Source organism: Qipengyuania triglochinis (assembly GCF_054655615.1).
On record NZ_BAAHND010000001.1, the window covers coordinates 176,822 to 199,718 of the forward strand.

The window sequence follows — 22,897 nt, forward strand, 5'->3', positions numbered from 1 at the left end:
ATGCGACGCGCCGTCCGTCAATGAATCGGCCGTTCGGGCTGTTCATATGGCAGGCAAATCCACATGGAAGGCGCTCATACCGGTGCCCGATCGCGGGATACTCCGCATCACGGGTTCCAGTCTTCCAGAGGTACAACCGGAAAGGAAATGACCATGGCGGCTCCTACCGTCACCATGCAGCAACTGATTGAGGCCGGCGCACACTTCGGCCACCAGACCCACCGTTGGAACCCGCGCATGAAGCCGTATATCTTCGGCGCGCGCAACGGCATCCACATCATCGACCTGTCGCAGTCCGTGCCGCTCTTCGGGCGCGCTCTCGACTTCATCAGCTCGACCGCACGTTCGGGCGGCAAGGTGCTGTTCGTCGGCACCAAGCGCCAGGCGCAGGACCCGATCCGCGAAGCAGCGCTCGCTTCGGGCCAGCACTTCGTCAACCACCGCTGGCTGGGCGGCATGCTCACCAACTGGAAGACCATCTCGCAGTCGATCAAGCGTCTCAAGACGCTCGACGAGCAGCTTTCGGGCGAAATGTCGGGCCTGACCAAGAAGGAAATCCTTCAGCTGACGCGTGAGCGTGACAAGCTGGAACTTTCGCTTGGCGGTATCCGCGACATGGGCGGCATTCCGGACATCATGTTCGTGATCGATGCCAACAAGGAAGACCTCGCCATCAAGGAAGCGAACGTGCTTGGTATTCCGGTGGTTGCAGTGCTCGACACCAATGTCGATCCGAACGGCATCGCTTTCCCGATCCCGGGCAATGACGACGCTGCCCGCGCCATCAAGCTGTATTGCGATGCGGTTGCCGAAGCAGCTCGCAGCGGCAAGGGCGAAGGCGTGACGGACAGTGGCCGTGATGTCGGCGCGATGGAAAATCCGCCGGAAGAAGCTGCGGCCTAAGGCCCATTCCCGGTCGGCGGGGGCGCAATGCTCCCGTCACATAAGCGAGATACGCGCCGGGCCGCTGATACCAGCAGGCCCGGTGCGATTGCATTGAAACACCCAAGAAGGAAATTACCATGGCTGCATTCACTGCTGCTGACGTAAAAGCCCTGCGCGAGAAGACCGGCGCGGGCATGATGGATGCCAAGAAGGCGCTCGAAGCCGCCAATGGCGATATCGAAGCCGCTGTCGACGCGCTGCGCGCCAAGGGCCTCGCCACCGCCCAGAAGAAGTCGAGCCGTACCGCGGCCGAAGGTCTCGTCGGTATTGCCGTGGAAGGCACCAAGGGCGTGGCCGTCGAGGTGAACTCGGAAACCGACTTCGTTGCAAAGAACGACAAGTTCCAGGATTTCGTCCGCAAGACTACGCAGGTTGCACTCACCACCGATGGTGACGATGTCGAAGCGCTCAAGTCGGCTGCTTACCCCGATGGTGGTACTGTAACCGAAAAGCTCACCGACAATGTCGCTACGATCGGTGAGAACCAGCAGATCCGCCGCATGAAGACCGTGTCGGTCAAGGACGGCGTGATCGTTCCTTACATGCACAATGCGGTTGCTCCCGATCTCGGAAAGATTGGCGTTCTCGTCGCTCTCGAAAGTGAAGGCGACAAAGCCAAGCTCGAAGAACTCGGCAAGAAGCTCGGCATGCACATCGCCGCCGCTTTCCCGCAGGCCCTGACTGCAGACGGCCTCGACGCCGAAGTTATCGAGCGTGAGCGCGCGATCGCCAAGGAAAAGGCTGCCGAAAGCGGCAAGCCCGAAAACGTCCAGGAAAAGATGGTCGAAGGCGCGGTCAACAAGTACGCCAAGGAAAATGCGCTGCTCAGCCAAGTCTACGTGATCGACAACAAGACGCCGATCGCTCAGGTTGTCGAGCAGGCCGGCAAGGACATCGGCGCCAAGGTCGAACTGGTAGACTACGTCCGCTTCCAGCTCGGCGAAGGCATCGAGAAGGAAGAAACCGACTTCGCGGCTGAAGTGGCTGCTGCTGTCAAAGGCTGATAGCTAACAGCTTAATTATTGAAGCCGCCGGACTTTCGGGACCGGCGGCTTTTTTCGTGTGTGGACATAGAGATTAATCCAGGCAGTGCAGCTACGTTTTGCGGCAGCGCTCGATGCGCCTTCGGATAACATTAAATGTATATCCCGTGATCATGCCAAGCGCGATGGCAACGCTGTTAGCGGCAATATCACGCCAGTCGGCTTGGCGCCCCAGATTCATAACCCACTGGGATAATTCGATCGCACCGCCGTATATGCTGAGCAAGGCAACAGCCACCAGCGGATTCGCTCGCGGCCAGGCAATGGTGGCGCCTACGCTCAGCACGAAGAACGCGAGCATGTGATTGAGCTTGTCATAGGAAAACACGGACGGCGCATCGTTGCCCGGCATGTTAGCCATGACGAAAATGACCGCCAGCAGGGCAAGAAAGCCGATTCGGATCAGGGTTTCGGATTTCATCGGCGTGTCCGTGCACTGTTCTGGTTGCGCTGCGCTGAATTGCGCAGCGTTTCTGTCATGAAATTTTGTCCAGTTGTGCAGGGTCGTCGGCATGGTCGCACATAATCCTGCACTCACGGTCCTGACATTCGGGCCTTTCCCTTTGCGCCTTTTACCTGTCATGGCTAAGGAGCCGCAAACCCTGAAAAGAGAATAGCCAGCATGACCCTTCCCAAGATGAACCGCGTCCTCCTGAAATTGTCGGGCGAGGTATTGATGGGAACGAACCAGTTCGGCATCGATCCGGCATTCGTGCTGGAATTGGCGAAGGAAGTGAAGGCCGCCAAGGAAACGGGCCTCGAAATCTGCCTGGTCATTGGCGGGGGCAATATTTTTCGCGGCATGGCAGGCGCTGCGCAGGGGATGGACCGGGCGCAGGCCGATTATATGGGCATGCTTGCCACGGTGATGAACGCACTTGCCATGCAAAGCGCGCTTGAACAGCTGGGTGTCGAAACGCGGGTGCAGAGTGCTGTCCAGATGGATCAGGTCTGCGAACCCGTGATCCGCCGCCGCGCAGAACGTCACCTTGAAAAGGGCCGCATCGTCATCTTCGCTGCTGGCGTTGGCGCCCCTTACTTCACCACCGATAGCGGCGCTGCCTTGCGTGCAGCCGAGATGAATTGCGATGCATTGCTGAAAGGCACCAGCGTCGACGGCGTGTATGACAGCGATCCGAAGAAAGATGCTGCGGCAACGCGATATGACACTGTAAGTTACAGCACCGTGCTGGCGGACGACCTCAAGGTCATGGATGCCAGTGCGGTAGCACTGTGCCGCGATAACGATATCCCTATCGTGGTCTTTTCTATTCGCGAAAAGGGAAATCTGGCACGTGTGCTTTCGGGCGGTGGCGTGCAGACCATCGTGACCGATCAGGCCGCATAAGACGAACGAACCGACAGAACGAGGAAGCCGACGATGGCAAAATACGACAAAGCCGATATCGAACGCCGCATGAAGGGCGCCGTGGAAAGCCTCAAGGGCGACCTTTCGGGCCTGCGCACCGGCCGCGCCAATACCAGCCTGCTCGATCCCGTTGTGGTCGAAGTCTATGGCGCGATGATGCCCCTCAGCCAGGTGGCGACGGTCTCTGCGCCCGAGCCACGCATGCTCAGCGTGCAGGTCTGGGACAAGGCCAATGTCAGCGCGGTCGAGAAGGGCATTGCCAAAGCCAACCTCGGCCTCAATCCCATGCAGGACGGCCAGACCATCCGCCTCCCTATGCCTGACCTTACAGAAGAACGTCGCCGCGATCTCGCCAAGCTCGCGGGCCAGTACGCAGAGCAGGGCAAGATCGCGATACGCAACGTTCGCCGCGACGGCATGGAAGCGCTGAAGGAAGACGAGAAGAAGAAAGAAATCTCCGAAGACGAGCGCAAGCGTTACGAGGATGACGTCCAGAAGCTGACCGACAAATATGTGGCGGAAGCCGACCAGGCGGCAGTGGCGAAGGAAAAGGAAATCATGACGCAGTGATCAAGCGCTGCCTTTTCTTTGCGGTTCGGTCTGTTCCTTACGCAGATCCTCCCCGTACAACTACACCGTGATGGGAGAAAAATTCGGTCGTCGATTTGTCGATCTGCTCATGCAGACGGTACACCGCAGGCGAACGGAATTTGGGTATGGAGCCTGACAATAAGATCGCTCGCCATGTTGCCATCATCATGGATGGTAACGGCCGGTGGGCGAAGCGCAAACATCTCCCACGAGTGATGGGGCATCGTAAGGGCGTTGAAGCAGTCCGCGACCTTGTGCGCAGCTTGAAAGACACGTCGATCGAATGCCTCACCCTTTATGCTTTCAGTTCGGAAAACTGGAAGCGGCCGGAGGACGAGGTTGATGATCTGATGAACCTCATGCGTAAGTTCATCAAATCGGACCTGCCCGAATTCATCGCTAATGATGTCCGGTTGCACATTATCGGTGACTGGCAATCGCTTGCACCCGACATCGTCGAGATGCTTGAGGACGCGCTGGCCAAGACGGCGCACGGTTCGCGAACGCTGGCAGTCGCGTTAAATTATGGCGCGCAGGCGGAAATCACACAGGCCGCCGCCAAAGCGGCAGCGAGTGGAGAAGTGACCGAGCAGACTATTGCGGCAAACCTTTATACCGCCGATCTGCTGCCTCTCGACTTGCTGATCCGCACCAGCGGTGAGGTCCGCCTGTCCAATTTTCTCTTGTGGCAGGCTGCTTATGCGGAAATGATCTTCACAGAGATATTGTGGCCGGATTTCACGCCGGCACATCTGATGGATGCGCTCGACCAGTTTTCGGGCAGGGAGAGGCGATTTGGGGGACGGTGAGGCCGGAGACACAGTGCGGAGAAGGGATGCGCTGAAGGAGCGGGCGCTTCGATACATGACCGTACCGCTATCGGTGCGCACTTCTGATCTACCTGTTCGGATTGCGTCTGCAGTTGTCATGCTAGCAGTAGCAATTGGTGCGGTGCTGGCTGGCGACCTTTGGCTCGATGCCTTTATCGTGCTTGTCACATTCGCGACTTGGGCCGAATTCTTGCGGCTCGTACCTCGTGCCACTTCCAAACTTTCGGCTCGCGTTATTTCGCTGATATCAGGTACGCTGTATATCTGTTCTGCGGGTTATATTCTCACCCAACTTCCGATCGCGATGATAATCGGTGTAGTCGGCGCAGTTATCTTCGTGGACAGCTTTGCATACGGGTTTGGTCGAACCCTCGGCGGACCGAAGATCGCGCCGCGGATCAGCCCGTCGAAAACCTGGGCCGGGCTGCTCGGAGGAGTGGTCGGAGCAAGCGTATGGCTTGGCCTTTTCAGCGCTCAGATTGCCCCTGCTATAGACGGCAGCGTCGCAGAACGCGTGGCGCCAACTTCGATAATATCCATCGTTCTCGTTGGGCTCGTTGTAGCGATCGCTGCGCAAAGCGGAGATTTTCTAGAAAGTTGGCTCAAACGCAAGGCAGCGGTGAAGGACAGTTCTAACCTCATTCCCGGGCACGGCGGGTTTTTTGACCGGACAGACGGCATCATTCCGGTTGTATTGCTGGCCGGGCTGTTCCTGAATAGCAGCCTATGACCCGCTCGATCAGCATTCTTGGAGCAACAGGTTCCGTCGGAGCGTCCACGCTAGACCTTGTTCGCCGTAATCCCGAGGGCTGGAGCGTAGAAGCCCTAACTGCCAACTCAAATGTTGATGAGCTTGCGGCACTGGCGCGTGAATTCAAGGCGAGCATTGCGGTCATCGCCGATGAGTCTCTCCACGATGATCTGAAAGCGGCACTCGCCGGATCCGACGTTGAAGCTGCAACCGGGCGAAGGGCTCTGGGCGAAGCCGCAGCGCGGCCTGCCGACATCGTCATGGCGGCGATTGTCGGCTGCGCTGGGCTTTCCCCGGTGATGGCTGCAATCCAAGAGGGCCGGACGGTCGCACTGGCCAACAAGGAAGCTTTGGTTTCGGCAGGCGAGGTAATGACCGCTGCGGTTGATAAGCACGGTGCTACACTTCTACCGGTAGACAGTGAACACAATGCGATCTTCCAGTGTCTTCAGGGGGGCAAGCTGGATGAAGTCCGATCGATCACTCTGACGGCCAGTGGCGGTCCCTTGAGGCTCGTCGATGACTTGGACGCGGTGACACCGGCAGAGGCTGTCGCGCATCCCAACTGGGACATGGGCGCCAAAATCAGCGTGGACAGCGCGACCATGTTCAACAAGGGCCTTGAACTCATCGAGGCGCACCATCTGTTCCCGGTCGGCTTGGATAAAATTCGGATTGTGGTGCATCCACAAAGCGTCATCCACTCCATGGTAGAATATCGCGACGGTTCGACATTGGCGCAACTCGGTCCATCGGATATGCGCGTACCGATCGCATCCTGTCTCGCCTACCCAGGGCGAATGGAGACGCCGATGAACCCGCTCGATCTTGCGTCGATAGGTGAGTTATCCTTTTTCCCGCCCGATGAGGATCGTTTCCCAGCGACGAGGCTGGCTCGACAGGCGGCAGAAGCTGGCGGAGCGGCTCCGGCAATTTTGAACGCTGCTAACGAGATCGCCGTGGCGGCTTTTCTGGCTGGTAAGATACGGTTCAGCCGCATTGCTCTATTGGTGGAGGCTGTTCTGAACGCCTCAAATCTGCCGCCCGACCCGCAATCGCTCGACGAGGTACTCGTTGTCGACGCTGCGGCGCGAGGGCTTACAGTAGAGCTTCTGGAGAAAGACTGACCTTGGAATCTTCGATACCCTTTTGGATGTATCTCATCGGCTTCCCGCTGTTGCTGGGGCCGCTCGTGACTCTCCATGAACTCGGCCACTATCTCGTGGGTCGTTTTTTCGGAGTGAAGGCGGAGGCTTTCTCGGTTGGTTTCGGTAAGGAGCTGGCCGGCTGGACCGACAAACGCGGCACGCGCTGGAAATTATCCGCCTTGCCCCTGGGAGGTTACGTCCAATTCAAGGGTGATATGGATCCGGCGAGCATTCCGGATAAGCAAGCAATCGCAAACGCATCGGCGGAAGAGCGAGACGGCAGTTTTCATCATGCTTCGCTGGGGAAGCGGGCGTTGATCGTCTTCGCCGGACCGGCAATGAACATCCTTATTACCCTGGCCATCTTTGCCAGTTTCTTCGCGCTGTATGGAAAACCGGTGCCGGCCGATCCTTCCGAAACCAATGTAATTCAGACTTTTGCGGAGCAATCCGCCGCGCGCCAGGCTGGTCTGGAAGAAGGTGATCGGATTACGGCGATCGATGGCGAGGCAGTACTCCAATTCCAGGACATTCAGGATCGAGTGCTGATGTTCCCTGGCAAGACCATCGAAATGTCGATTGAGCGGAATGGCAGAGACCTGACAATTCCAGTGACAATCGCTGATAGCGTTGAAACCGATCGATTCGGGAACAGTTCACGTGTCGGTCGGCTTGGCATTTATTCCGGTGGTCTCGATTTCCAGCCCGTCGGTATCGGTGAGGCCGCTAAACTCTCCGTGATCCAATCGGCCAATATGGTCGATATGATGATAACAGGGATCAAGCAGATCGTTGTCGGGGATCGCTCCGTGAAGGAGCTGGGAGGTCCAGTCACAATCGGCAAATATGCTGGCGAGCAGCTGAGTATGGGACCGCTCGCTTTTATCAACTTTGTCGCGCTGATTTCGCTTAACTTGGCATTCATCAACCTCCTGCCAATTCCGGCCCTCGACGGCGGGCACCTGGCGTTTTACGCGGCTGAAGCAATCCGCCGCAAACCGCTTGGCCCCCGGAGTACGGAGGTGGCCTACAGGGCCGGTGTCGCACTTGTGCTCGCACTGATGATATTCGTCACCTTCATCGATATCGCCAAGCTCCCGGTGTTCGGGAATTAGGCGGGCACAGGCCAAGTACGATCGGTTTCTAGCGGATCGACACGGCTTGATTGGACGGGCTGCTTCGGGCAGGGGGCCATCGGGCCTCCAGACGGGCAGGCCGATGGATTATTTGAGGACGGGAACTCCCTTGTCGATGACTGGATTTGCGACTGCCGCTGGCAAGACGAAACAGCGCGCTACGAAGTTGGTAGCTGGCCTGCTGGCAGGCACGATCATGGGCGGTACGCCCGGACTGCTGCTGGCCCAGGATTCGGCTCCTGAGACCGCTCAGCCAACCCTGGCATCTCAGCAGCAGGACGTAGTCCGCAGCATTGCAGTTTCAGGCGCGCAGCGCCTCGAACCGCAGACGATCTTATCGTACATCCGCCTTCGGCCAGGCGATGCCTATACGGCTGCAGCTGGTGACCAGGTCATCAAAGACCTTTCCGCGACTGAACTCTTTTCGCGCGTGAGTGTCACGAACGAAGGCGGTAATGTCGTAATTAATGTGGTCGAGAACCCGGTGATCAACCGGATCATTCTCGAAGGCAACGACCGGATCAAGAATGACAAGATTCTTCCGGAAATTCGTCTCGCACCGCGCCAGATATTTACTCGCTCCAAGGTCCGCGCAGATGTCGCCCGCATTATCGAGCTTTACAAGCGTCAGGGGCGCTTTGCCGCGACGGTCGAGCCACAGATGGTCGAGCTCAGCCAGAACCGGGTAGATATCGTTTTCGAGATCGACGAAGGGCCGAAATCGAAAGTCCGTCAGATCAACATCATCGGGAACGAGCAATTTTCTGATGGTGATCTGAAGGATGAGATGGTTACCAAGCAGACCGGTGGCCTGCTCTCCTTCCTGAGCTCGAACACAAGCTACGATCCCGATCGTCTTGCATTTGACCAGCAAAATCTGCGTAGCTTCTATCTGACTGAAGGATATGCCGATTTCCGAGTAGTATCCGCCGTCGCGGAGCTAACGCCGGACAAGGAAGACTTCATCATCACTTATGTGGTGGAAGAAGGTGAGCGGTATAAATTCGGCGATGTTGAAGTGCGCAGCGAATTGCGTGATTTCGACAGCACCGCAATGACCACCCGACTGCCGATGTCGAGCGGAGACTGGTACAACGCGAAGCAAGTCGAAGATACGGTCGAGCAGATGACCGATCTCGCCGGCACTTTCGGATACGCTTTCGCTGACGTTCGACCCGAATTTACGCGCAATCCCGAAGATCTCACGATGGACGTAACCTTCGTTCTTCGTGAAGCTCCTCGTGTTTATGTAGAGCGTATCGATGTTAACGGAAATACGCTTACGCAGGACAAGGTCGTGCGACGCGAATTCCGCGTGGCAGAAGGCGATGCCTTCAATAGTCTGGCCATCAAACGTTCGGAAGCGCGTATCGGTTCGCTTGGCTACTTCCAGGAAAACTTCGAAATAACGCAGGTCGAGGGCAGCGCTCCTGACCGCGTAATTTTGGAAGCCAACATTGAAGAGCAGCCGACAGGTGAGCTGCAGCTCTCGGCAGGCTTCTCGAGTCTTGAAAAGTTCGTTCTCGCGGGTTCGATCCGTCAGCGCAACTTCCGTGGGCGTGGACAAACCATCGGTCTCAGCCTGAATTACTCGCGCTTCTCCAAATCAGCGCAGGTAAGTTTCTCCGAACCCTATGTGTTCGACCGCAACATCTCGATGGGCGCGGATGTCTACCACCGCGAATACGACAATGATTTCTACGCGAGCGAGCTGAACCGTTACAAGCAGGCGACCACGGGCCTCCAGCTTCGTGCCGGTGTGCCGTTGACCGAGTATATGTCGGCCATTGGTAGTTATACGCTGAACTTCGAAGACGTTACCGTAGGGTCGGCTTACTTCGGCGATTTTGACGGTGATGGCGTCGATGAATGTACGCAATCGCGCTTTATTTGCGAGGCTGTCGGCAAGCGGACGAGTTCCATTCTTGGTTTCACGCTGAACTACGATTCGCTAAACAGTCGCCTACGTCCAACGCGCGGCGAATCGATTTCAACAACAGCCGAATTCGCCGGGCTGGGCGGGGATGTGAAGTACCTCAGAATGCGCTCCAAGATGGGCAAATGGATGCCGCTCGGCTCCGGGTTCATCTTCTCGCTTCAAGCTGAAGGTGGTTGGATCAAGGCGCTCGAAGATCGCGGAACCCCCGGCTTTGACGACGTTCGCCTGACAGATCGCTTCCAGCTTGGTGAACCACAATTCCGCGGTTTCGACATTCGCGGCGTTGGCCCGCGCGTTGTGCGGCTTCAGTATCAGGTCAATCCTGACGATCCGAGCGGTCCGCGCATCCTTCAAACGCTCGAGGACCTGCGCGAGAACAATAATCGGAATTTCGACGACTCGCTTGGTGGTCGCGCTTACTATCTGGGCCGCGCCGAGCTTGAAATTCCACTTGGATCCGGCGCTCAGGAAATGGGCTTGAGGCCTTCGATCTGGCTGGATGTCGGATCCCTGTTCGCGGTCGACCGTCCGACGCTTGTCGATAATCCGAATGGTGAACAGCTCCGCAATCTCTCTGGCGACCTGCTGTATTTGCAGCCGGTACTCAATTCCGACGGTGAGCCCACGGGTCAATTCCTACAGACCACCAATGCAACTGCGGAGGATGGAACGCCGTTCAATCCCGCGATCGGTAATTATTACAAGGAAGTCTTCCTTGGCGACAGCATCAGCCCGCGCATTACCGCAGGCATCGGGGTCAACTGGAATTCGCCCTTCGGTCCGTTCAGGATCGATGTATCTCAAGTGATCAAGAAACAGAGAGGCGACGACACCAAAGTCATCTCCTTCAACGTAGGAACGCAATTCTGATGAACATTTTCAGCAAAACCTTCGCCATCGCCGGTCTCGCAGGTGCAACCATCGCTGCTTCGCCCCTTGCAGCGCAGGTCAGCGGCAGCATCGGTATCGTCAATCCGCCGGCAACCATCGCCGCCAGTCAAGCGCTCAACACTGCCTACCAGCAGATCAACACCACTTATGCTTCGCAGATCCAGCAGATCCAACAGAAGCAGCAGCAAGCTCAGGGTTTGATCCAGCAGCTGGATACGAACAATGACGGCAATCTCGATCAAACTGAGCAGCAGGCTGCTCAGAATGCTCCGCAGGCTCAGCAGATCCAGACGCTCGAACGCGAGATCGGCCAGCTCAGTAACCAGATCGACATGGCCCGTGTCTATGCTGTCGAACAGATCCTCCAGCAATATTCGGCGGCGCTTCAGACGGTTACGTCGGCTAGCAACATTCAGGTCGTGCTTTCGCCCGACGCAGTTGCATGGTCGGCGCCTGGCGCCAACATCAGCGAGAAGGTCGTAGCTGCACTCAATACCCGCGTGCCCAGCGTTCAGACGGCCGCACCGCAAGGCTGGCAACCCAGCCAGCAATCGGTAGCTGTGTACCAGCAGGTCGAGCAGATCCGTATGGTCGCGGCTCGTCAGCAGCAGGCGGCTGCCGCGCAGCAGCAGCAACCGGCACAGACCACCGGTCGTTGATGCAGGACGGAGGACAGGGGAAATGAGCCATACCGGATTCGACGTCGTGGAGGTGCTTAAACGCCTTCCCCATCGCTATCCCCTGCTTCTCGTCGACCGGGTGAAGGAGCTCGTTGTCGACGAGCGAATTCACGCGGTCAAGGCTGTCAGTTTTAACGAGGATTTCTTCCAAGGACACTTCCCCGGCGCACCGATCATGCCCGGCGTCCTTCAGATCGAAGCACTGGCGCAGGCCGCGGGAGTTCTCGCTGTCGAGAGCCTCAATCTCGCCGGATCGGGCAAGCTCGTGTATTTCATGGCGATCGAGAATGCGAAGTTCCGCGCTCCGGTTACTCCTGGCGTCCTTCTCGATCTCAAGGCGGAATTCGTGCAGAAACGCGCGCGTGTCTGTAAGTTTGCAGGCGAGGCTTCTGTCGATGGGAAGGTCACCTGTGAGGTAGCCTTCACCGCCATGATCGCCGACGCGCCCGAATAACCTTGCGAATCCAGGTGCGCCCCGTTAAGGGCGCAACCTTTCCAAACACAGCTGGACCGGTCGGAACCGTTCCGAAGCTAGAAGGACGTATATCATGAAGGCCGAAGGTCACCCCGCTTACCACATGATCACGGTCAAGATGACCGATGGCACTGAATTCCAGACGCGCTCCACCTGGGGCAACGAAGGCGACACGTTGACGCTTGAAATCGATCCCACCAGCCATCCTGCATGGACTGGCGGCAAGCAGCAGCTTTCCGAAGGTGGTCGTGTTGCAGCATTCAACAAGCGCTTCGGCGGACTTACGCTCAAGAAGTAAGTCTTTCCGGAAACGACGAAGTTTCGAAGGGCGGTCCTTTGGGATCGCCCTTTTTTACGTCACCAGCCCCAAACTTTTTCGCGATACCATTTGGTAATAACGTATTTCACGCCCTTCCGGACTTTCATTCCGTGGTGGATCGTGTTCGGGTTTTCGCGCCCATCGGCTCGCTTGTTGTTCCAGCAGACCAGCTTCCCTGCTTCCGGCTGAAAAGTCTTTTTCACTGCCTTGAACCGTGTCGCACCGCCGGCATCGACATCGTTTAAATAGACCATGAAGGTCCAGGTGCGCTGCCCTGCTACAGAACAGTATTTCTCCCAATCGCGCCCGTCGCGATTGAAATAGTCGCAATGGGGTTTGAATTCCTGCCCGATGTCGTAGCGTTGGCCTTGCATGGGCTCGCCATAGGCGGGATCGATTCCATTAAGCGCGGCCAGCAGAGCCTCGATTTCGCGCACAGTATGATCTTCTTCTGGCAAATCGCAGGTCTCGCTGGTGCGAAAATAGCGATCATCTCCTTCGTCGGCGAGGGTTGATGGTCTTCGGTCCCTGTCGATCAGTTTGATCAAGCGTTCACATAAATCGGGTCCGACGAAGTCTCGTAGTTGGAATAGCTCGATCTTGTCCGATGGGAGCCGCTGGACGCCCGGCCTTGAGAGCAGGAGTTCGCTGGAAGATTCGCCGCGTGAAGTCATCGCTATTCCATTAGTCGACCAAACGGCTCTCGCAAGGCGTGAAAGAAAGTTGCGTGTTGGGTGCCTAATGCGTTTTTTGGCTTCCCATCGGGGCCATGTTGTGCAACAGGCGCACGCCGTTGCGGAAGGCGGGTTGACGGGCCCATCCTTGCGTATATGTGCCGCCTTCCCGGCAGCGTTCCGGGGGCGTGTGGCGATCGTAGCTCAGTTGGTTAGAGCGCCGGTTTGTGGTACCGGAGGTCGCGGGTTCGAACCCCGTCGATCGCCCCATTTTCTCCCCCTTATCGCTCCGGAATAGGAAATACCTTTTTGGGGGTGATTGATCGATGACGGCGTTCTGGACCGAAGCGGATTACGACGACCATGAACTGGTCGAGGTCGTACGCGACCCGAAAAGCGGCCTCACGGCAATTATTGCCCTTCATTCGACCCATCTCGGCCCAGGTGCCGGTGGCACACGGTTCTGGCACTACGCCGAGCCTGAAGCCGCCATGCGGGATGCACTTCGTCTTAGTCGTGGGATGAGCTATAAAAATGCCATGGCCGGCCTGCCTATGGGCGGTGGCAAGGCGGTGATCCTCGCGGACGAAAATAAGAACAAAACGCCCGAAATGCTCGCCGCTTTTGCGGATGCAGTCGATGCGCTTGCTGGCCAGTATGTGACTGCCGAAGACGTCGGTATTTCTGAAGCCGACATGGCAGCTGTAGCTCAGCGTACCCAATATGTTTCGGGCCTTCCGGTAGAAGGTGAAAACGCTGCTGGCGGAGATCCGGGACCGTTCACGGCGCTTGGTATCTTTCTCGGCATCAAGGCTGCGGTGAAGCACAAGCTTGGGAAGGACAGCATGGACAGCGTCCATGTCGCTATCCAGGGAACCGGCAGTGTTGGCGGCGGTGTTGCCCGCCTTCTGGCGAAGGAAGGTGCGAAGCTTACCCTTTCGGACATCAACATGGACCGCTGTCAGGATCTTGCGCGCGAACTTGATGCGCAATGCGTCGGCCCGGAAGCGATCATGTCGGTTCCGTGTGACGTCTTCAGTCCCAATGCCCTTGGTGCGATACTCGATGACGATGGGATCGGTCGCCTCGATTGCAAGATCGTGGCCGGTGGCGCCAACAATCAGCTTCAACGTCCCGAGCATGGCCCGATGCTTGCCGAGCGCGATATTCTTTACGCGCCCGATTACGTTATCAATGCGGGCGGGATAATCTCGGTAACTCTCGAATATCTGTGCCGTAAGGACGAAGCGCCCTGCGATATCAACGAAGTGCGTAAGCGTATCGCACTCATTCCTGGCCGACTGGAGCAAATTTGGCAGAAGAGTGACGAAACCGGCGTTTCGCCCGATCAGGTCGCCGACCGGATGGCGCAGGAACTGATTGGACGCTGATCGTTCTTGCCGCGGGAGGCTGCGGCTGCAATAGGCTTCGGCCACGGTTTAAACCATGCATGGCTTCGCTAATCCCAAACGCTTCCTCTCCCTGGCAGGCTGGCTGACCCCAGTCTTGCTGGTGGGAGGCGTCGTGTTGACTGCGGCGGCACTTGCCTGGGGCTTTACACAGGTTCCTCCGGATCGCTTGATGGGCGAGACTGTCCGTATTATATTCATTCATGTGCCGACTGCCTGGCTCGGTATGGGTGGCTGGACAGCGATAGCGATTTCCAGCCTCGTTTACCTTGTCTGGCGACACCCGCTTGCTGCTATTGCTGCGCGCGGAGCTGCGGTGCCGGGTCTGGCCTTCACGCTGATCTGTCTCGTTACGGGATCGATCTGGGGAAGGCCGACATGGGGGACCTGGTGGGTCTGGGACGGAAGATTGACCTCGATGCTTGTCCTGGCTTTCCTTTACATAGCCTATATCGCCCTGGGGCAGGCAGCCGAGCGGGAGGGAGTGTCGGCACGCATTCCCGCCATCTTTGGGCTCTTAGGCGCGATCAATATTCCAATTATCAATCGTAGTGTGGTGTGGTGGAATTCGCTTCACCAGCCGCCGAGTATCACGATGGGCAAAAGCGCGATAGACGGGGTCTTTCTCGCGCCCTTGCTGGCCGCTGTCGTCGGATTTTCGATGATCTTTGCAGGTGTCGTGCTGGCACGCATGCGTGCCATTCTGGCTGACATGCAAGCCGAAGCCCGCCTGCGCCGACGAGCGATGGAGGCCGATTGATGCGCGAGGCGTTGGATCAGTGGACCTTCGTGTACGCAGCCTATGCCATCGGCGTGGCTGGGACACTTGCGATGATATTGTGGAGCTGGTTCGCCATGAAACGCGCTGAAGCCAGGCGCGAAAAAGTCCGCTCGGGATCGAGGCGAGGCAAATGAAAGCAAAGCATCAGCGCCTTGTTCTGGTCGTGCTGGCTCTGGTCGCATTGATCGGCGCTGCGCTTCTGGCGGTCTACGCGCTTCGCAATCAGGCGAGCTATTTTTATCTGCCCGAACAGATGGTCGCCAATCCTCCACAGGCTGGGCAGGCTGTTCGGCTTGGCGGAATGGTCGAAGCCGGTTCATTGCAAAAACTCGCTGATGGAATCACCGTTACGTTTGCGGTGACGGGCCGCGAGAATTCTCGCATTCCGGTGCGGTATGCCGGTATTCTGCCGGACCTCTTCGTCGAAGGTTCGGGTGTCGTGGCAGAGGGACGGCTCGATGGGAGCGGTATCTTTGTTGCGGATAATCTTCTTGCAAAGCATGACGAGAATTATGTTCCGCGTGAACTGGAGGGGATGAGCGAGCATCAAGCCGCGGAGATGGCAGAAGATACTACGGTCGGCCTGAAATGATTGGCGAAATCGGCCTCGCGGCACTCTGGCTTGCAGCAGCACTAGCCGTTCTCCAGCTTTCTGCCGGCGCACTCTCTGTCTGGAGCGGGACCGATAGCGAAATCGCCGGGCTGACTCGTCCAGCTGCGATTTTGCAGGGCGGCCTAGTGGCTATAGCATTCGGCGCGCTGTTGTGGGTTTTCGCCATTACCGATCTTTCAGTGAAGTTGGTGGCGATGAACTCGCATACGATGAAGCCGCTTATTTTCAAGCTGTCGGGCGCGTGGGGTAACCATGAAGGCTCGATGCTATTGTGGGTTACCGTAATGGCGCTCGCTGGCGGTCTGATTGCTGCCGTAGAGAGACGCTTGCCCGAACGCACAATGCAAGCGACACTTGCAGCGCAAGGCTTCGTGGCGCTCGGCTTTTATGCATTTCTTCTGCTTAGCTCGAACCCCTTTGAACGGCTCGCTCAGCCTGCCTTGGAAGGGTTGGGGCTCAATCCCTTGCTGCAGGATATCGGTCTCGCGCTTCATCCGCCGACGCTGTATTTTGGCTATGTAGGCCTTTCGGTGGCGTTCAGTTTCGCCGTGGGGGCGCTCGTGACCAAGCAGGTTACGCCAGATTTTGCCCGTGCGATGAGGCCCTGGATTCTTGGCGCTTGGACCTTTTTGACGCTCGGTATCGCTGCTGGCAGTTACTGGGCCTATTATGAGCTTGGATGGGGTGGCTACTGGTTCTGGGATCCGGTCGAAAATGCCAGCCTGATGCCGTGGCTGGCGGCGACCGCACTGCTCCATTCTGCCAGTGTCCTTGCCAGCCGAGATGCATTGCGGGTTTGGACCATCATGCTGGGCGTGGTGGCCTTTTCCATGTCGATGCTCGGCACATTCCTGGTACGTTCGGGCATTCTCACCAGTGTGCACGCCTTCGCCGTCGATCCGGAGCGTGGAAGCTTCATTCTCTTCCTTCTGGCACTGTATATCGGCGGTGCGCTGTTGCTATTCGCCCTGCGGGCCGGTTCGATCAGCGAGGGCGAACGCTTCTCGGTCGCCAGCCGGGAAGGGGCGCTGGTGGTCAATAATGTCATGCTCAGCGCGATACTCGCTGTGGTCCTTCTTGGGACGCTTTACCCGCTCTTGACCGAAGCGTTCGACATCCGAGTTTCTGTCGGGCCGCCCTACTTCAATCCGGTCAGTGCCATTTTCCTCTTTCCCATGCTGGCGGTGATGGCCGTAGGGCCCTTATTACGGTGGCGCCGCGACCGGTGGGTGCGTGTGTCACGGGAGCTTGCCTTGACTGCAGCGCTGGCAGTTGCGGCAGTCATCCTGCTGGCGGGAGTTTTTGGGATGGCGCTCTTGCCCCTACTTGGGCTCTCCTTCGCACTGGCATTGGGCATTGCCAGTTTCCTGCCGTTGAAAGGTCGCAGATTAACCCGCGTCCCGTTGGCGACATGGGGTATGGTTATAGCGCATTTCGGTATCGCCGTATCACTGTTCGGAATGGCGAGCGAAAGTGCCTTCTCCGAAGAACGCCTGGCAGCGCTGGCCGAAGGGCAACAAACTTCTGTGGGCCCGTGGCAGATACGTCTCGACGCCGTCGAGCCGATCGCAGGACCGAACTGGACTGCGCTGTCGGGCCGCCTTCAGGCGTCTTATAAGGAAGGCTCCGCGGTCGAGATACAGCCTCAGTCCCGCAATTTCTGGGCGCCGCCGCAGCAGACAACGGAGAGCGTCCTAGTCACGCGGTGGAATGGCCAACTTTACGCAGTGATGGGGGGCGAGGGCCTCGACGGACGCTGGCAAGTGCGCTTGTGGTGGAAACCCTTCGTCACCTTCATCTGGTATGGCGGGCTTCTGATTGCGTTAGGCGGTGCTGTCGCGCTCGTGGGCCGGGTTCGTACCGATCTCAAGCGGCGGATCGCACAGCGAAAGATTGCTGCGCGTCGGCGCGAAGAGGAGGCGTTGCTATGAGCTGGCGCCTCTGGTTACCGTTTCTGGTCTTTTTCGCATTCCTGGGACTTGCGGCTTATCAACTGACCCAACCGCGCGATGATTTCGTCAAGAGCGCTATGATTGGCGAGGAATTGCCCTATTTCGATCTGCCTCCTGCGGTGGGCGATCGTCCCGGTGCTGCTAACACAAACTTCCAAGAGGGCAGTCCGAAATTGCTCAACATCTGGGCCAGTTGGTGCTTGCCCTGCATTGCGGAGGCCCCCCAGTTGGAACAACTGGAGAAGCAAGGAGCGGAGATCATTGGTGTCGCGATCCGTGACAAGCCGGAGGATGTGGCGCGTTTCCTGAGCCAGCATGGAAACCCCTACAGCCGCATCGGTCGCGACGACCTTTCCGAAGTGCAGCTCGGGATCGGATCCTCAGGGGTCCCGGAAACCTTCGTCGTCGATGGACAGGGCAGGATTACCTACCAGCATATGGGTGACATTCGTGCAGAACACGTGCCCTTATTGCTGGACGAACTGCGGAAAGCTGGGCGATGAGACTCGCGCTAAGTGTTTTCCTTGTCGTCCTCGCGATGCCGCTCGCCGCGCAAGAAGACGTGCCACCAGCTCCATACGCCTATCGTCAGCTAGACAATCCAGCACTGGAAGCATCAGCGCAGGAATTGATGGAGACGCTGCGCTGTCTGAAGTGCCAGTCTCAATCGATTGCCGACAGCGATGCTTCCATGGCAGGAGACATGCGTCATCAAGTCCGCATCCGCATTGCGGCAGGCGAGGAGCCCGAAGCCATCCGGCGCTGGCTCATGGATCGCTATGGCGACTATGTGAGCTATGAGCCGGTGATGAGCGCTACCACCTGGCCGTTGTTCGCGATCCCCGCCTTGCTGGTTGTGATCGCCTTGCTGTTGTTCAGTCGCAGGTTTCGGAGACGTTCGTGAGCTGGATTGCCGTAATTGTGCTGGCCGCCGGCTCCTTTTTGGTAGCCACACTCTTGTTGCGAGTGGGCAGGGGAGGTTGGACCGTCTTAGGCGCTACGCTTCTGTTTGGCTTGGCCGGCTACGCACTACAGGGCTCTCCAGATCAGCCTGCTTCACCGGGTCAGGCCCAGGCGGCGGATGACGTCGATGGCGAATTGCTCGTAGAGGCGCGTCGAGAGTTTTTTGACACCTCTCAATTCCCGTCTCGCTGGATTGTTACTGGGGACAGTTATGTCCGGCGCGGCGATTTCGAGGCTGCTTCGGGATTTTATCGCAATGCTGTCGAAGAGTCTCCGAAGGATCGCGAAGCGTGGTTGGCTTTAGGTATTTCCTTGGTTGAACATGCCGAAGGCCGACTGACTCCCGCCGCACTTGAAGCTTTCGAACGCGCACAGGTCCTGGACGAGGAGAACGGCGGCCCGCGCTATTTTTTGGGCCTCGCCTGGCTAAGGTCTGGGGAAATCGAACGGACACAGGACCTATGGCGCGAAGCCATTGAGCTAGCTCCTGCAGAGGCCCCGTGGCGCGAGTCGCTTGCCCTGCGCCTTCTAAGGCTTGAGGGTCTCTTGCAAACATCTAACCCTGAAACGCCAGAAAACTAGGCTTTGCGAGCAGCATGTTGCTCCGCATCATCCTTGCTGCTAATCGCCGCCACCTTGTGCGGGAGCGTGGCTTCCGTTCCTACAAGGTTGACGCAATGCGGCAGGTAAAACCCATTATATGACCGAGGCCCTCGCGCCGATTTCGCAGCCCGACCGTGGCGGCGACAATAGTCATGGCAATGGCCATGGAGCATCAAAGGCTGCACTTGCCTTTGGTGCGATCGGTATTGTTTTCGGTGATATCGGGACCAGTCCGCTCTATGCGTTTAGAGAGACTTTCGCCGGGGCAGCCAATATCGCCATTGACCGGATGCACGTCCTTGGTGTCGTCAGCCTAATCTTCTGGTCGATGCTAATTGTCGTCTCGATCCAGTACGTTACCATTCTCATGCGCGCCGATAACAAGGGGCAGGGCGGTAGTCTTGCTCTCGTCGCCTTGCTGAGCCGCCATATAGGCCGGTCTCAATATGGTTGGCTGGTCGTGCTGCTCGGAGTTTTCGCTACCTCGCTATTCTATGGCGATAGTATGATCACCCCGGCGATCTCCGTACTTTCGGCGGTCGAAGGCCTGACCGTCGTAAATCCGGGGCTGGGCTCGCTCGTCATTCCAATAGCTTTGGTTTTGCTGGTATTTCTTTTCGTTCTTCAAAGCCGAGGTACTGCCAAGGTGGGGGCGCTTTTCGCACCTGTCATGATCGTGTATTTCGCCACCATCGCTTTGCTGGGTGCGAACCAGATCTGGCAGAACCCGGATATCCTGTGGGCGTTGAACCCTTGGTATGCTGTACAATTCTTCATCTCCGACGGGGTTATAGCTTTTCTGGCTTTGGGCGCTGTGGTTCTGGCAGTAACCGGCTCGGAAGCTCTCTATTCAGACATGGGACATTTCGGCCGCGGCCCGATGCGGCTTTCGTGGTTCGGCTTCGTCATGCCCTGTCTCCTGCTGAATTACTTCGGTCAGGGCGCAATGATTGCCGGATTGCCCCCGGAACAGGCGGCGGAAGTGGTGCGCAATCCCTTCTTCCTCTTGGCGAGTGAAGAATACCGCCTTCCGCTTGTCATTCTTGCGACGTTGGCGACATTCATTGCCAGTCAGGCAGTGATATCGGGCGCATTCAGCATTACTCATCAGGCGATGCAGCTGGGTTTTATGCCCCGTATGACTATCCGCCATACCAGCGAGACCGAAAGCGGTCAGATTTACATCCCGGTCATAAACTGGGCGCTGATGGTAGCGGTCATTATCCTTGTTCTGACCTTCCAGAACTCCTCTAATCTCGCCAGTGCCTACGGGATCGCCGTTACTGGCGCCGTTACGATCGATACACTTCTCATGGGTGTGCTGTTCGTGGGCGTGTGGAAATGGAAATGGTGGGTCGCCGCTCCAGTAGTACTTTTCTTCTTGATCGTTGACGGGGCGTACTTTGCGGCGAATTTGGCCAAGATACCGGAAGGGGGCTGGTTCCCGCTCGTCGTCGGGCTGGTGGCCTTCACACTGCTGACGACGTGGGCGCGCGGACGCAAACTCATGCGGGAACGCATGCATGAAACCGCACTTCCCATCGAGATCTTCGCAAAAAGCGCCAAGAATTCGGCCGCCCGTGTCCCGGGTACGGCAATTTTCATGGCGAGCCAGACAGCAGGAGTACCGTCCGCGCTCCTTCACAATATCAAGCACAACAAAGTGCTGCATGAGCGTGTCATCATTCTCACAGTTCTTATCGCTGATGCACCCTACGTAGATGCGAACGAACGCTGCGAGATCCATGACATTGGTGATGGGTTCTATCGTGCGGTCCTGCATTATGGCTTTATGCAGGAAACCAATGTTCCTCAGGGTTTAAAGGAAATGGAGCGTTGTGGCGGCGAGTTCGACATGATGCACACCAGCTTTTTCCTCAGCCGTCAGACGCTGTTGCCTAGCAGCAACCCCGGTATGCCTATTTGGCGCGAGAAGATTTTCGCCTGGATGTTGCGAAACGCCGCGACCGCGATGGATTTCTTCCGGTTACCAACCAATCGTGTCGTGGAACTTGGAAGCCAAGTCGAGATCTAGAGTTAGAGCAATCTAACTACGGCATATTCGTTAGGTAAATCCTCGCAGCCATGCTAACGCAATATTGCTGACGTCGAAATTTGCGACGGACTTCGGTTATTTGACGACCGCCGCTTGCCCTTATCGGCCCCGGCGTAAACCAGACGCTGACTTCCTTTCATCGGACGATTTTACGCACGACCCTGCGGTATGTTGCCGCGGGGCAACTTCACGCGTTCTTGAAAGGAACCAAACATGAGCAAGACCGGAACAGTTAAGTTCTTCAACACCGACAAAGGTTACGGCTTCATTCAGCCGGACGATGGCTCTGCAGACAGCTTCGTTCACATTTCGGCAGTACAGGCTGCTGGAATGCAGACGCTGGATAAGGAACAGCGCCTCAACTACGAAGTTGAGCAGGGCCGTAATGGCAAGGAAAGCGCCGTAAACCTTTCGGCTGCCGATTGATCCTGACTAGTCGTCCGTCCGCGTCTAATCGACCGGGCGGACGACGCCCAATTCGTGGAGCCATGTAATGGCAAACACACAAAGCTATGCTTTTTGCATAGCCCGCGCAGATCAGGCAGCTGAAGAAGCCGCCGGCGCAATCCTGGATAACGTTCGCGATCGTGCTTTGCGTTCGGAAAAGACTTGGCGTGGCCTGGCAGAGCATGCTCGCGGTGTAGCCGAGGAGCGCGAGAAAGTTCGCGTAGAGAAATTAGAGGCCGCCGACAATCAGGCGTGATTTCACATTAAAGATTTCGTGAGATAATGCGAGGCATGGCCCTTGGGACGTCCTTCTAGAGTGCCCATCAAGACATAGCCGTTTTTCTCGTATAAGGGTTTTGGCTGTCTACCGGAGCCTTGTCCTCTAGCGGTCTCGGACAGCCAGAGTAGTTCGATGTGCAAGGTGTTCCAGTAACACGCAGCCCTAACCCCGCCAATTAGCTTTTCGTCATCATCAGTTGCGATGACATGGAAACGGACTTCGGCCTCGACAGGTTCGAGATCGGAAATCGTGCTACGATTGAAGTTGACGATCCCGGTGCTTAACGCTCGAAGCACTTCGGCTGCGGGATTCATTTCGATCGCTATTGGCATCGGAAACGTCAGCCTACTGGCGGCTCATCCTTCAAAACCTCGTCTGTATCGTCCAGCGCTAGTCCATGCCTCAGAAGCATGGGGATCTGCGAGAAGGTGAACAGAAAGGTAAGTGGCAGGAAGACCCAGATCTTGGCCCAGAGCCAGTTCTCAAAGCTCATGCTCCGCACCATGATTTCGTTCAACACGGCGAGGAAAAGAAAGAAGAACCCCCAGTTGCGGGACAGTTTCAGCCACCCTTTTTGCGTGACACCTTCGAAAGCGGCTTCGAGCAGAACCTGAAGCCAGGCGCGTCCTCTCAGCCAGCCTACGATCAGGACGCTGCCGAAGAGTAAGTAAATGGCCGTCGGCTTGAACTGTATGAACCGTTCGTCCCGCAGCCAAATGGTGAGCGCGCCGAAGCCTACAATGAGCGTGGTCGACAGAATTAGCATCGGGCTGACTTTCCCGAATTTCCATTTGCTGAATGCCAAGGCCAACACGGCAGCGACCATGAACGCAATCGTGCCGTAAATCACGGCCGCTATTTCTCCGAACGTGGAATCTGCCGGCGGCTGGGAAAACTTGTATACACCCAAAAAGACCAGAAGCGGGCCGTAATCGACTAAGGTGTGAAGCCATCCAGTGGGCTTTTTTTCCGTCGTGATTTCGGTCTCATTCTTCGTCATAC

26 protein-coding genes and 1 tRNA gene are annotated in these 22,897 nt (G+C 57.2%); 23 read left to right on the forward strand and 4 right to left on the reverse strand.

Annotated elements, in window-relative coordinates; translation table 11 throughout:
- Window positions 1-153: 153 nt before the first annotated feature.
- A complete protein-coding gene (rpsB, locus tag ACYQ0G_RS00935; RefSeq protein WP_460098357.1) occupies window positions 154-903 on the forward strand; it encodes a 30S ribosomal protein S2 in 750 nt (249 codons plus the stop codon).
- Between the two features lie 119 nt (window positions 904-1,022).
- A complete protein-coding gene (gene tsf, locus ACYQ0G_RS00940) occupies window positions 1,023-1,949 on the forward strand; it encodes a translation elongation factor Ts (RefSeq protein ID WP_460098359.1) in 927 nt (308 codons plus the stop codon).
- Window positions 1,950-2,040: 91 nt separating this feature from the next.
- Here tsf and ACYQ0G_RS00945 read toward each other — a convergent pair whose 3' ends face one another.
- Window positions 2,041-2,502, reverse strand: coding sequence for a VanZ family protein (locus tag ACYQ0G_RS00945; protein WP_460098361.1), 462 nt, complete (start codon window positions 2,500-2,502; stop codon window positions 2,041-2,043).
- 108 nt (window positions 2,503-2,610) lie between these two features.
- On the opposite strand from ACYQ0G_RS00945, the gene pyrH reads away from it, so the two are divergent.
- The 10 genes from pyrH (at window position 2,611) to rpmE (ending at window position 12,096) form a co-directional block, all read left to right on the forward strand.
- Entirely contained in the window at window positions 2,611-3,336 is a 726-nt protein-coding gene (gene pyrH, locus ACYQ0G_RS00950) for a UMP kinase (protein ID WP_460098362.1), read from the forward strand.
- 33 nt (window positions 3,337-3,369) lie between these two features.
- On the forward strand, window positions 3,370-3,927 hold the full coding sequence (gene frr, locus ACYQ0G_RS00955; protein ID WP_460098363.1) for a ribosome recycling factor: 558 nt from the start codon (window positions 3,370-3,372) through the stop codon (window positions 3,925-3,927).
- Window positions 3,928-4,073: 146 nt separating this feature from the next.
- Window positions 4,074-4,757, forward strand: a complete 684-nt coding sequence (uppS, locus tag ACYQ0G_RS00960; RefSeq protein WP_460098365.1) for a polyprenyl diphosphate synthase — start codon at window positions 4,074-4,076, stop codon at window positions 4,755-4,757.
- Window positions 4,758-4,875: 118 nt separating this feature from the next.
- A complete protein-coding gene (locus tag ACYQ0G_RS00965) occupies window positions 4,876-5,508 on the forward strand; it encodes a phosphatidate cytidylyltransferase (RefSeq protein WP_460098366.1) in 633 nt (210 codons plus the stop codon).
- Window positions 5,505-6,656, forward strand: a complete 1,152-nt coding sequence (dxr, locus tag ACYQ0G_RS00970; protein WP_460098368.1) for a 1-deoxy-D-xylulose-5-phosphate reductoisomerase — start codon at window positions 5,505-5,507, stop codon at window positions 6,654-6,656. The genes ACYQ0G_RS00965 and dxr overlap by 4 nt, the downstream gene beginning before the upstream one ends.
- Before the next feature lie 26 nt (window positions 6,657-6,682).
- The gene (rseP, locus tag ACYQ0G_RS00975) at window positions 6,683-7,792 is read left to right on the forward strand and encodes an RIP metalloprotease RseP (RefSeq protein WP_460098370.1); all 1,110 of its coding nucleotides are present in this window, start codon (window positions 6,683-6,685) and stop codon (window positions 7,790-7,792) included.
- Window positions 7,793-7,928: 136 nt separating this feature from the next.
- Window positions 7,929-10,622, forward strand: coding sequence for an outer membrane protein assembly factor BamA (gene bamA / locus ACYQ0G_RS00980; RefSeq protein ID WP_460098372.1), 2,694 nt, complete (start codon window positions 7,929-7,931; stop codon window positions 10,620-10,622).
- On the forward strand, window positions 10,622-11,302 hold the full coding sequence (locus tag ACYQ0G_RS00985; protein ID WP_460098374.1) for an OmpH family outer membrane protein: 681 nt from the start codon (window positions 10,622-10,624) through the stop codon (window positions 11,300-11,302). Before bamA ends, ACYQ0G_RS00985 begins: the two co-directional genes overlap by 1 nt.
- A 22-nt stretch (window positions 11,303-11,324) precedes the next feature.
- Window positions 11,325-11,777 (forward strand): 3-hydroxyacyl-ACP dehydratase FabZ, encoded by a 453-nt coding sequence (fabZ, locus tag ACYQ0G_RS00990; protein ID WP_460098376.1) that lies wholly within the window; start codon window positions 11,325-11,327, stop codon window positions 11,775-11,777.
- A 94-nt stretch (window positions 11,778-11,871) separates the two neighbouring features.
- Window positions 11,872-12,096 (forward strand): 50S ribosomal protein L31, encoded by a 225-nt coding sequence (gene rpmE / locus ACYQ0G_RS00995; protein WP_460098378.1) that lies wholly within the window; start codon window positions 11,872-11,874, stop codon window positions 12,094-12,096.
- 59 nt (window positions 12,097-12,155) lie between these two features.
- On the opposite strand, the gene ACYQ0G_RS01000 is transcribed toward rpmE, so the two are convergent.
- Window positions 12,156-12,791 carry a prolyl hydroxylase family protein gene (locus ACYQ0G_RS01000; RefSeq protein ID WP_460098380.1) on the reverse strand — a complete coding sequence of 212 codons (636 nt, stop codon included), beginning with the start codon at window positions 12,789-12,791 and terminating at the stop codon, window positions 12,156-12,158.
- 193 nt (window positions 12,792-12,984) lie between these two features.
- Between ACYQ0G_RS01000 and ACYQ0G_RS01005 the strand changes: the two genes are divergently transcribed.
- The 11 genes from ACYQ0G_RS01005 (at window position 12,985) to ACYQ0G_RS01055 (ending at window position 21,871) form a co-directional block, all read left to right on the forward strand.
- A tRNA-His gene (locus ACYQ0G_RS01005) sits at window positions 12,985-13,061 on the forward strand.
- Between the two features lie 56 nt (window positions 13,062-13,117).
- Complete coding sequence (locus tag ACYQ0G_RS01010) at window positions 13,118-14,182, forward strand: Leu/Phe/Val dehydrogenase (protein ID WP_460098382.1); 1,065 nt, start codon at window positions 13,118-13,120, stop codon at window positions 14,180-14,182.
- Window positions 14,183-14,237: 55 nt separating this feature from the next.
- Window positions 14,238-14,960 (forward strand): heme ABC transporter permease CcmC, encoded by a 723-nt coding sequence (gene ccmC, locus ACYQ0G_RS01015; RefSeq protein WP_460098384.1) that lies wholly within the window; start codon window positions 14,238-14,240, stop codon window positions 14,958-14,960.
- Window positions 14,961-15,111: 151 nt separating this feature from the next.
- A complete protein-coding gene (gene ccmE, locus ACYQ0G_RS01020) occupies window positions 15,112-15,573 on the forward strand; it encodes a cytochrome c maturation protein CcmE (RefSeq protein ID WP_460098385.1) in 462 nt (153 codons plus the stop codon).
- Window positions 15,570-17,525: a heme lyase CcmF/NrfE family subunit gene (locus ACYQ0G_RS01025; RefSeq protein WP_460098387.1), complete on the forward strand. Its 1,956-nt coding sequence runs from the start codon at window positions 15,570-15,572 to the stop codon at window positions 17,523-17,525. The genes ccmE and ACYQ0G_RS01025 overlap by 4 nt, the downstream gene beginning before the upstream one ends.
- The gene (locus ACYQ0G_RS01030; RefSeq protein ID WP_460098389.1) at window positions 17,522-18,049 is read left to right on the forward strand and encodes a DsbE family thiol:disulfide interchange protein; all 528 of its coding nucleotides are present in this window, start codon (window positions 17,522-17,524) and stop codon (window positions 18,047-18,049) included. Before ACYQ0G_RS01025 ends, ACYQ0G_RS01030 begins: the two co-directional genes overlap by 4 nt.
- The gene (locus tag ACYQ0G_RS01035) at window positions 18,046-18,450 is read left to right on the forward strand and encodes a cytochrome c-type biogenesis protein (protein WP_460098391.1); all 405 of its coding nucleotides are present in this window, start codon (window positions 18,046-18,048) and stop codon (window positions 18,448-18,450) included. The genes ACYQ0G_RS01030 and ACYQ0G_RS01035 overlap by 4 nt, the downstream gene beginning before the upstream one ends.
- A complete protein-coding gene (locus ACYQ0G_RS01040) occupies window positions 18,447-19,091 on the forward strand; it encodes a tetratricopeptide repeat protein (RefSeq protein ID WP_460098393.1) in 645 nt (214 codons plus the stop codon). The genes ACYQ0G_RS01035 and ACYQ0G_RS01040 overlap by 4 nt, the downstream gene beginning before the upstream one ends.
- A gap of 118 nt (window positions 19,092-19,209) precedes the next feature.
- On the forward strand, window positions 19,210-21,147 hold the full coding sequence (locus ACYQ0G_RS01045; RefSeq protein ID WP_460098394.1) for a potassium transporter Kup: 1,938 nt from the start codon (window positions 19,210-19,212) through the stop codon (window positions 21,145-21,147).
- 234 nt (window positions 21,148-21,381) lie between these two features.
- On the forward strand, window positions 21,382-21,594 hold the full coding sequence (locus tag ACYQ0G_RS01050) for a cold-shock protein (RefSeq protein ID WP_460098395.1): 213 nt from the start codon (window positions 21,382-21,384) through the stop codon (window positions 21,592-21,594).
- A gap of 67 nt (window positions 21,595-21,661) precedes the next feature.
- The gene (locus ACYQ0G_RS01055) at window positions 21,662-21,871 is read left to right on the forward strand and encodes a hypothetical protein (RefSeq protein ID WP_460098397.1); all 210 of its coding nucleotides are present in this window, start codon (window positions 21,662-21,664) and stop codon (window positions 21,869-21,871) included.
- 2 nt (window positions 21,872-21,873) lie between these two features.
- Here ACYQ0G_RS01055 and ACYQ0G_RS01060 read toward each other — a convergent pair whose 3' ends face one another.
- Both ACYQ0G_RS01060 and ACYQ0G_RS01065 read right to left on the reverse strand, forming a co-directional pair.
- Window positions 21,874-22,209, reverse strand: a complete 336-nt coding sequence (locus ACYQ0G_RS01060; protein WP_460098399.1) for a GNAT family N-acetyltransferase — start codon at window positions 22,207-22,209, stop codon at window positions 21,874-21,876.
- A gap of 26 nt (window positions 22,210-22,235) precedes the next feature.
- Window positions 22,236-22,895: an inner membrane-spanning protein YciB gene (locus ACYQ0G_RS01065; RefSeq protein ID WP_460098401.1), complete on the reverse strand. Its 660-nt coding sequence runs from the start codon at window positions 22,893-22,895 to the stop codon at window positions 22,236-22,238.
- Window positions 22,896-22,897: the final 2 nt, after the last annotated feature.

Bases quoted from the DNA above. Each gene is read 5' to 3' on its own strand.
- rpsB (WP_460098357.1), top strand. From the start codon at position 154: ATGGCGGCTCCTACCGTCACCATGCAGCAACTGATTGAGGCCGGCGCA.
- tsf (WP_460098359.1), top strand. From the start codon at position 1,023: ATGGCTGCATTCACTGCTGCTGACGTAAAAGCCCTGCGCGAGAAGACC.
- ACYQ0G_RS00945 (WP_460098361.1), bottom strand. From the start codon at position 2,502: ATGCCGACGACCCTGCACAACTGGACAAAATTTCATGACAGAAACGCT.
- pyrH (WP_460098362.1), top strand. From the start codon at position 2,611: ATGACCCTTCCCAAGATGAACCGCGTCCTCCTGAAATTGTCGGGCGAG.
- frr (WP_460098363.1), top strand. From the start codon at position 3,370: ATGGCAAAATACGACAAAGCCGATATCGAACGCCGCATGAAGGGCGCC.
- uppS (WP_460098365.1), top strand. From the start codon at position 4,074: ATGGAGCCTGACAATAAGATCGCTCGCCATGTTGCCATCATCATGGAT.
- ACYQ0G_RS00965 (WP_460098366.1), top strand. From the start codon at position 4,876: ATGCTAGCAGTAGCAATTGGTGCGGTGCTGGCTGGCGACCTTTGGCTC.
- dxr (WP_460098368.1), top strand. From the start codon at position 5,505: ATGACCCGCTCGATCAGCATTCTTGGAGCAACAGGTTCCGTCGGAGCG.
- rseP (WP_460098370.1), top strand. From the start codon at position 6,683: ATGTATCTCATCGGCTTCCCGCTGTTGCTGGGGCCGCTCGTGACTCTC.
- bamA (WP_460098372.1), top strand. From the start codon at position 7,929: ATGACTGGATTTGCGACTGCCGCTGGCAAGACGAAACAGCGCGCTACG.
- ACYQ0G_RS00985 (WP_460098374.1), top strand. From the start codon at position 10,622: ATGAACATTTTCAGCAAAACCTTCGCCATCGCCGGTCTCGCAGGTGCA.
- fabZ (WP_460098376.1), top strand. From the start codon at position 11,325: ATGAGCCATACCGGATTCGACGTCGTGGAGGTGCTTAAACGCCTTCCC.
- rpmE (WP_460098378.1), top strand. From the start codon at position 11,872: ATGAAGGCCGAAGGTCACCCCGCTTACCACATGATCACGGTCAAGATG.
- ACYQ0G_RS01000 (WP_460098380.1), bottom strand. From the start codon at position 12,791: ATGACTTCACGCGGCGAATCTTCCAGCGAACTCCTGCTCTCAAGGCCG.
- ACYQ0G_RS01010 (WP_460098382.1), top strand. From the start codon at position 13,118: ATGACGGCGTTCTGGACCGAAGCGGATTACGACGACCATGAACTGGTC.
- ccmC (WP_460098384.1), top strand. From the start codon at position 14,238: ATGCATGGCTTCGCTAATCCCAAACGCTTCCTCTCCCTGGCAGGCTGG.
- ccmE (WP_460098385.1), top strand. From the start codon at position 15,112: ATGAAAGCAAAGCATCAGCGCCTTGTTCTGGTCGTGCTGGCTCTGGTC.
- ACYQ0G_RS01025 (WP_460098387.1), top strand. From the start codon at position 15,570: ATGATTGGCGAAATCGGCCTCGCGGCACTCTGGCTTGCAGCAGCACTA.
- ACYQ0G_RS01030 (WP_460098389.1), top strand. From the start codon at position 17,522: ATGAGCTGGCGCCTCTGGTTACCGTTTCTGGTCTTTTTCGCATTCCTG.
- ACYQ0G_RS01035 (WP_460098391.1), top strand. From the start codon at position 18,046: ATGAGACTCGCGCTAAGTGTTTTCCTTGTCGTCCTCGCGATGCCGCTC.
- ACYQ0G_RS01045 (WP_460098394.1), top strand. From the start codon at position 19,210: ATGACCGAGGCCCTCGCGCCGATTTCGCAGCCCGACCGTGGCGGCGAC.
- ACYQ0G_RS01050 (WP_460098395.1), top strand. From the start codon at position 21,382: ATGAGCAAGACCGGAACAGTTAAGTTCTTCAACACCGACAAAGGTTAC.
- ACYQ0G_RS01055 (WP_460098397.1), top strand. From the start codon at position 21,662: ATGGCAAACACACAAAGCTATGCTTTTTGCATAGCCCGCGCAGATCAG.
- ACYQ0G_RS01060 (WP_460098399.1), bottom strand. From the start codon at position 22,209: ATGAATCCCGCAGCCGAAGTGCTTCGAGCGTTAAGCACCGGGATCGTC.
- ACYQ0G_RS01065 (WP_460098401.1), bottom strand. From the start codon at position 22,895: ATGACGAAGAATGAGACCGAAATCACGACGGAAAAAAAGCCCACTGGA.